This is a genomic window from Alicyclobacillus herbarius DSM 13609, assembly GCF_000430585.1.
Lineage (GTDB): Bacteria > Bacillota > Bacilli > Alicyclobacillales > Alicyclobacillaceae > Alicyclobacillus_G > Alicyclobacillus_G herbarius.
On sequence record NZ_AUMH01000022.1, the window covers coordinates 42490 to 49000 of the forward strand.

6 protein-coding genes and 1 pseudogene are annotated in these 6511 nt (G+C 61.9%); 2 read left to right on the forward strand and 5 right to left on the reverse strand.

All coding sequences use genetic code 11. From position 1 onward, the window contains the following. Positions 1 to 74: 74 nt before the first annotated feature. Entirely contained in the window at positions 75 to 1055 is a 981-nt protein-coding gene (gene glpX, locus H522_RS0114170) for a class II fructose-bisphosphatase (RefSeq protein ID WP_026962847.1), read from the reverse strand. Between the two features lie 187 nt (positions 1056 to 1242). On the opposite strand from glpX, the gene H522_RS0114175 reads away from it, so the two are divergent. Beyond that, the gene (locus H522_RS0114175) at positions 1243 to 2409 is read left to right on the forward strand and encodes an aminotransferase A (RefSeq protein ID WP_026962848.1); all 1167 of its coding nucleotides are present in this window, start codon (positions 1243 to 1245) and stop codon (positions 2407 to 2409) included. A 143-nt stretch (positions 2410 to 2552) separates the two neighbouring features. On the opposite strand, the gene H522_RS0114180 is transcribed toward H522_RS0114175, so the two are convergent. From H522_RS0114180 to kce, 4 genes are all read right to left on the reverse strand, one after another. Continuing rightward, a complete protein-coding gene (locus H522_RS0114180; protein WP_245578128.1) occupies positions 2553 to 3680 on the reverse strand; it encodes an N-acetyldiaminopimelate deacetylase in 1128 nt (375 codons plus the stop codon). Positions 3681 to 3780: 100 nt separating this feature from the next. Further along, positions 3781 to 4482, reverse strand: coding sequence for a 2,3,4,5-tetrahydropyridine-2,6-dicarboxylate N-acetyltransferase (dapD, locus tag H522_RS0114185; protein ID WP_026962850.1), 702 nt, complete (start codon positions 4480 to 4482; stop codon positions 3781 to 3783). A 181-nt stretch (positions 4483 to 4663) separates the two neighbouring features. Continuing rightward, positions 4664 to 5311 carry a fructose-6-phosphate aldolase gene (fsa, locus tag H522_RS0114190; protein WP_026962851.1) on the reverse strand — a complete coding sequence of 216 codons (648 nt, stop codon included), beginning with the start codon at positions 5309 to 5311 and terminating at the stop codon, positions 4664 to 4666. Between the two features lie 39 nt (positions 5312 to 5350). After that, positions 5351 to 6238 carry a 3-keto-5-aminohexanoate cleavage enzyme gene (gene kce / locus H522_RS0114195; protein WP_245578129.1) on the reverse strand — a complete coding sequence of 296 codons (888 nt, stop codon included), beginning with the start codon at positions 6236 to 6238 and terminating at the stop codon, positions 5351 to 5353. A 65-nt stretch (positions 6239 to 6303) separates the two neighbouring features. Here kce and H522_RS21875 point away from each other — a divergent pair. Next, positions 6304 to 6511, forward strand: a pseudogene (locus H522_RS21875) (IS110 family transposase); the annotation flags it as partial.

Here is a 6511-nt window from a genome sequence, read left to right on the forward strand (position 1 = left end):
GGATCCTATGCCGGGCGGTTCAGAAGATGCGGCGGCCCACCACCGTGGCTACGGACCACAGGGGACGGCTGTCCTCATACCGCACCGGCGGCATCGGTCTGGATGGGCTTGCGGCTCAAATCGTGGATAGCCTCGACAAACCGCACCGTCCCGGTCTTAGCCCGCATCACCAGTGAATGGGTACGCGCCCGCGCCTTGCCGAGAAAGCGCACCCCGCGCAGCAACTCGCCGTCGGTCACGCCGGTGGCGGCAAAAATCGCGTCGTCCCCGCGGACGAGATCGTCCATGGTCAACACTTTATCCGCATGCGTGATGCCCATCGCGTGCATGCGAGCCAACTGGGCGTCATCCTCGGGCAATAGCCGAGCCTGCATTTCGCCACCTAGACACTTCAGAGCGCAAGCGGCCAACACGCCTTCCGGGGCGCCGCCAGATCCAAACAGGATATCGACCCCGGTGTCCGGGAACGCGGTGTTCAGGGCGGCCGCCACGTCGCCGTCGGGAATCAGCTTGATACGCGCCCCTGCCGCGCGGACCTCGTGAATCAGGGCTTCGTGCCGGGGACGGTCCAAAATCACCGCCACGACGTCACCGATATCTTTTCCCTGCGCCTTAGCCACAGCCCGCAGGTTGTCGGCGACCGGCGCGTCGAGGTCAATCTGCCCTTTAGCGCTCGGCCCCACCGCAATCTTTTGCATGTACATGTCCGGGGCATGAAGCAGAGTGCCGCGCGGGGCCACGGCCACCACCGCCATCGCGTTCCATAATCCCTTGGTCAAAATGTTCGTGCCTTCAAGCGGATCGACCGCGACGTCCAGCTCCGGCGCCTGCGCACACCCCAGCTCCTCGCCGATGTACAACATGGGGGCCTCGTCCATTTCGCCTTCTCCGATGACAACCGTGCCATGCATCTGTACGGTGTCGAACATGGCGCGCATCGCGGAGGTTGCTGCTCCGTCCGCCTCCATTTTCCGCCCGGTCCCCATCCAGCGAGCAGACGCCAATGCCGCCATTTCCGTCACGCGGACAATTTCCAGCGCCAATTCGCGTTCCATGCTATCCGTCTCCCATCTTCGGCTCCGTTCAGGGGGCTTTTTCAATCCAATCCGCCTATATAATACATCATATTTGTCGATATGTGATATACGATTGGCGGGTTCCTGGACGAGAGAGGAATTTGCGCGGCCCTGCCGTAATATACGGAGGAACACAGAACTGCGTGTCCGGAAAGGGGTTGCCACATTGACGCTGAATAAATCGCTCATCAACCCGCGCGTGCGCGAACTGAAGATTTCCGGCATCCGTCGGTTTTTCGAACGAGTCCGCGAGTATCCGGACGCCATCTCACTGACCATCGGCCAACCGGATTTCCCCACGCCGAGTCATGTTGGAGAAGCCGCCAAGGCGGCCATCGACGCTGGCCGGACCACGTATACGCCAAACGCCGGCATTCTCGATCTGAGGCAGGCGGCGTCCCGCTTTTTCGCCAGCCGCTATGGTCTCCAGTACGACGCGGAGCGTGAGGTCCTGGTCACGGTTGGAGCCACGCAGGCCATCGATATTGCGCTGCGCACCATTTTGCAATCGGACAGCGAGGTCATCCTGCCCGGACCCGTATATCCCGGATATGAGCCGCTGATACGGTTATGCGGGGCCGTCCCGGTCCACGTCGACACCCGCGACACCGACTTTAAGCTCCATCCCCAGCGGCTGGCAGAAGCCATCACCCCGCGCACCCGTTGCGTCATCCTGCCTTATCCAAGCAACCCGACGGGAGCCGTCCTCACTGAGGACGAGCTGGCGGCCATCGCCGAGGTGGTGCGGGGACGGGACCTGTTTGTACTCTCAGACGAGATCTACAGTGAACTGGTCTACGAAGGGGTGCACCATTCGATTGCCACCCTCCCGGGCATGCGCGAGCAGACGATTGTCATCAATGGTCTGTCCAAATCACACGCTATGACCGGATGGCGCGTCGGCTTCCTTTTGGCCCCCGCCTTCCTCACCGAGGAGATGGTCAAGGTCCACCAGTACAACGTGTCCTGCGCCGCGAGTGTAAGTCAATACGCGGCCCTCGAGGCGCTGACAGCGGGCACGGATGACGCCCGTCCCATGCGCGAGGCTTACCGCCAGCGCTTGCAGTACGCGTACCAACGGCTGTATGACTTGGGCTTCGAAGTGTCCCGCCCCGGCGGTGCGTTCTACCTGTTTCCGTCCATCCGCCGGTTCGGGCTGAGTTCATTCGAGTTTGCGGAAAAGCTGCTGCAAGAGGCGCGCGTCGCCGTCGTGCCAGGCGACGCCTTTTCTGCCTATGGGGAAGGGTACGTGCGGATTTCTTATGCTTGCGATCCGTCCGTCTTAGCGGCAGCATTTGACCGGATTGGGCGGTTTGTCGGGCAGACGCTGTAAAGGGGGCGCTGTAAAGGGCTGTAAAGGGGCGCTGTGAGGGTGGCCCGCCTTCATGGGCTGGACCCGCCTGACCGCGGAACACCCCGCCAGTGCGCAGGGCCACTCACCGCAGCAGCCCTATTGTCATCGCCGCGGGCCCGTCCTCACGTATCGTGTTGTTCCGAGCGCCAGCGCAGGTACTCGCTGACCACCCGCACCCCCACCTCGATGGCACCTTCGGACGGATCCATCTTGGCGTGATGCAGGCCGTGCGGGGAGTCGACGCCGAGCCAAAACAAAAAGCCAGGGATGTCGGCGAGGAAGTAGCCAAAATCCTCTCCTGTCATGGCTGGCCCGCACTCAATCACGTCGGCAACCTGGGCAGTGCGGGCCCAGTCGAGGAACTGGCGGGTCAGTGCCAGGTCGTTATCGACCTGGCGGTAGTTCGCTCCGTAGTCAATCTCCGCCCGGCAGCCAAACCCGACCTCCACACCGCGCACCAGCGCCTCGATGCGCGACTTGACCGCCGTCATCACGTCCGCGGACAGGGTGCGAATGGTCCCCTCTAGGCGGGCGTGTTCCGCGATGATGTTCTGCTTTGTCCCGCCGTGAACACAGCCGACCGTGACGACCGCGGCGGCGAGCGGATCGACATTGCGGGCGACGATGGTCTGCAGCTGGGTGACCAAGTGGCAGGCCGCGACCACCATGTCGTTGGCCTGATGCGGGAAGGCGGCGTGCCCCCCCTTGCCGTAAAGGTCGATAAACAACTCCGAGGTGTTGGCAAACAAAATCCCTGGCCGCGTGGCAATCGTCCCCACCGGGTATTCGGGAGCCACGTGCAGGGCATAGATTTCATCCGGCCGCCAGGCCTGAAACTCGTGGCTGGCTAGCATCGGCCGGGCGCCACCGGGGCCTTCTTCGGCCGGCTGGAAGACAAACAGCACGTCGTCGGCCAGCGGTTGAGTGACCACCCGCTCCAGCACCCCGAGGGCGATGGCCATATGCATGTCGTGCCCGCAGGCGTGCATGTAGCCTTCGTGTTGCGAGCAAAACGGGTGGCCCGTCTCCTCCACCACCGGCAGGCCGTCGATGTCGGTCCGGTAGGCCAACGTACGACGGGGATTGTCTCCCCGCACGCGGACGAGAATCCCCGTCCGCCAGGTCTGAATTTGCAGCCGATCTTGAGGCAGCGAGCGGATGATTTCGAGCAACAGCGCCTGCGTCCGCCGCTCCTCAAACCCCGGCTCGGGAATCTGGTGCAGACGGCGCCGGATTTCTATCAAATCCATGCGGATCATCCCCTTTCCGGACACGCACGAAAAAGGCCGGGGTTACCGTCTTGGCGCGTCTCAGTGAGCGAGCCAAACGGCCCCCTGGCCGAGCGCCGAATCAGAGCTGGCGCAGCTCCTGCTTTATCTCAATTTTGGCGGGATCCGTATCGCCGATGTTCTTGATGATGCGCGCCGGAACCCCAGCCACTACGACCCCGGGCGGGACGTCCTCGGTGACGATGGCCCCGGCGGCCACGACCGATCCCTTACCGACCGTGACGCCTTCCAGGATGACGGCGTTCGCGCCAATGAGGACGTTGTCCTCGACCACCACCGGCTTGGCGGAGGGGGGTTCAATGACGCCCGCGATGACCGCCCCGGCGCCGATGTGGCAGTTAGCGCCAATCAGTCCCCGGCCACCGATGACGGCGTTCATGTCGACCATCGTGCCGGGGCCAATCACAGCGCCGATGTTGATGACCGCGCCCATCATGATGACCGCGTTGTCGCCGATTTCCACCTGATCTCGGATGATGGCGCCCGGCTCAATGCGCGCCTTAATGCCTTTGAGGTCCAGCAGGGGGATGGCGGAGTTACGCCGATCCGCCTCAACCACGTAGTCTTCAATCCGACCCGCAGCCGCGCAGAGCACCGGCTCAATGTGCTTCCACTCCCCGAACACCACCCCGACCGAATCGGTCAGAAACGCGTGCGCGTCTGGGCCAAAGTCGAGACCGGCCAGGTTGCCTTTCAGGTAGACCTTGACCGGGGTCTTCTTTTCGCTGGTACGAATAAACTCAATCAGCTGATTCGCGTCCATCGGTTCGACCTCCTATGTATGCGAAAAGCAGCGGCAAACCCTTGGCCTGCCGCTGCCCACTCATTCTCGCCGGAACGTTCGTCGGCCGCTTGACCGCGGACGCACCGGGGCAGCTCACTGACGCCCTCGCCAAGATGACGCTTGGTCAGCTCCGCACGGTCGCGAGAAGTCCGCTGCCTGGTTACTTCTTGGCAACCTTGCTCCAGTCGGCCAGGAAGCGCTCAATGCCTTGATCGGTCAACGGGTGCTTAATCATCCGGTCAATCACCGCGTATGGGCAGGTGGCGATGTGCGCGCCAGCCTTCGCCGCCTCGGTGACGTGCATCGGGTGACGGATGCTGGCCGCGATGATTTCCGTTTCAATTCCGTGGATGTCGAAAATCGTGCTGATGTCCGAAATCAGTTCGACACCGTTGTAGCTGATGTCATCCAAGCGGCCGATGAATGGGCTGACGAAGGTTGCGCCTGCCCGGGCCGCCAACAGCGCCTGATTCGCGCTGAAGACCAGGGTCACGTTGGTCTTGATGCCGCGCTGGGCCAAGCGGTGAACTGCCTTAAGCCCTTCGCCGGTCAGCGGCACCTTAATCACGATGTTGGGGTGAATATCCGCCAAAGGCAGAGCCTCTTCGACCATACCGTCCGCGTCCAGGCTGACCACCTCGGCGCTGATGGGGCCGTCCACAATCTCGACAATCTCCTTCAGCACTTCGATAAAGTCGCGGCCCTCTTTGGCTACCAAGCTGGGATTGGTCGTAACGCCGCTGAGAATACCCATCTCAGCCGCGTTGCGAATTTCAGCGACGTTTGCGGTGTCGATAAAGATCTTCATGAATGATGTCACCTCACTCGAGAGTCCGCACCTATCATATCACGCTGGCGCGGCTGGAGGAAGTTTCACTGGCTTATCGGGAAGACCAAGCATACGTCTGGCTTCGGCTGGACTCGCGATGTCCCGATCTAGCTCACGGGCAATGCGGACGATGCGTTCCACAAGCTGGGCGTTGCTGTCCGCCAGCTGTCCCCGGCGATAATAGATATTGTCTTCAAACCCGACCCGGACATGCCCACCCATGGCCACGGCCAATACACCCATCGGTAACTGATGCCGGCCGATGCCCGCCACCGACCAGGTGGCGCCAGGCGGCAGCAAGTCGACCAAAAACCCTAAATTGCGCGGGCTGGCCGGGAGACCGCCCGGTACCCCGAGGACAAAGTCAAAGTGAAAGGGTGGCTGCACCAAGCCCGCGCGGGCGAGACGCCTTGCGTTTTCTACCATGCCCGCGTCAAAGATTTCAAACTCGGGCCGAACTCCGTAACGTTGCATCTCCTGGGCGATCCGCCGCATCACAGGGCCACTGTTCTCAAACACGGCGTCGCCAAAATTGACGGTGCCGCAGGTCAAGGTGGCCATCTCCGGGGCCAGCGCCAAGGGGGCAATGCGTTCCTCCACCGTCATGCCGACGGCGCCGCCGGTCGAAACCTGAATGATGATGTCGCACTTTGCCTGAATGGCCGCGATGGTCTCCCGAAAGCGTTCCCGATCTTGGGTCGGTCGGCCCTCGTCGGTGCGTACGTGCAGGTGGCAGATGCTTGCCCCCGCCTGCCAGCAGGCATACGCCGCCTCCGCGATTTCCTGCGGGGTCAGGGGTAAGTAGGGTTGTTCCGCCCGCGTCACCTCTGCGCCCACCAACGCCGCCGTAATCATGAATTTGTTCATGAGCAGTCCTGTAACGAAGTAATTTGAGGTTTGCGGCATGAAAAAACCTCCTGGTATCGTGGTAGTTGCCCAAACCAACCATCGACCAGGAGGGTGAAGCAACAATGGCTAAGAATGTGAACGCCAAGATTCAGCGCATCACGGAGGGGACTCTCATCGTCGGTATCGATATCGCCAAACACACGCACGTCGCACGTTGCGTGGATTGGCGAGGCATCGAACTGGGCAAGCCCCTCGCCTTCGAGAATACCATCTCTGGATTCGAAGGTCTAGAGCAGTGGCTAGCGGCACTCAAACATTCTCTTGCCAAAG

Bases quoted from the DNA above. Each gene is read 5' to 3' on its own strand.
- glpX (WP_026962847.1), bottom strand. From the start codon at position 1,055: ATGGAACGCGAATTGGCGCTGGAAATTGTCCGCGTGACGGAAATGGCG.
- dapD (WP_026962850.1), bottom strand. From the start codon at position 4,482: ATGGACGCGAATCAGCTGATTGAGTTTATTCGTACCAGCGAAAAGAAG.
- H522_RS0114180 (WP_245578128.1), bottom strand. From the start codon at position 3,680: ATGGATTTGATAGAAATCCGGCGCCGTCTGCACCAGATTCCCGAGCCG.
- fsa (WP_026962851.1), bottom strand. From the start codon at position 5,311: ATGAAGATCTTTATCGACACCGCAAACGTCGCTGAAATTCGCAACGCG.
- kce (WP_245578129.1), bottom strand. From the start codon at position 6,238: ATGCCGCAAACCTCAAATTACTTCGTTACAGGACTGCTCATGAACAAA.